Here is a 680-nt window from a genome sequence, read left to right as displayed (position 1 = left end):
ATCGCTTCGATACCGATCAAGAGCACCACAGCACTGGCTATTCAAGCGCTGCACCGTATCCGGCGCGGTAACATCAAGCGACATACCGCGCTGGGTAATCAGATCCGTGGTTTGCTACTTGAGCATGACGTATCCATGCCCCAGGGTGATGCCGCGATCAATAAGCATGTACCTCAGGCGCTTGAGGATGCTTCCTTGCCTCTGCCCGACCTGTTGCGCGAGTTGCTCGATGAGTTGCTGATGGACTGGTTGTCTCTAGGTGAACGCATTGCGGCGCTGAGCCGCCGGCTCGAAGCGACTGCCCAGGAGGATAAAGTCGCTCAGCGACTGATCACCATTCGCGGCGTCGGCCCTATCATTGCCACGGCGATCGTGGCGAAACAGACCGACCCCAGCCGCTTCGCCAGTGGCCGAATGTATTCCGCCTTCTTCGGTATCGTGCCCGATCAGCACAGCAGCGGAAACAAAATCAGATTGGGCAAGATGAGCAAGCGCGGTGACGGCTACATACGCAGCCTGATGATCCAGGGCGCGCATGCCGTCTTGAGCCAGCTAAGGCCTGATTCCGATCAGCCAGATGATCGCCGCCTCTTGCGCTGGCTATCCCGCCTTGGGCGCAAGGAGGCGGCGATCAGGCTGGCTAATCGAAATCTGCGGATTATCTGGGCCCTGTTACAGAG

At 58.5% G+C, this 680-nt stretch carries 1 pseudogene; it reads left to right on the top strand.

Annotated features, from left to right (window positions below):
• Positions 1-680 (top strand): annotated as a pseudogene (locus ACYCCG_RS26045) (IS110-like element ISPpu11 family transposase); the annotation flags it as partial.

This window comes from Pseudomonas sp. VEM90 (assembly GCF_054611535.1).
The sequence above is the reverse complement of the archived record's forward strand: the minus strand, read 5'-3'. Positions and strand labels throughout refer to the sequence as shown.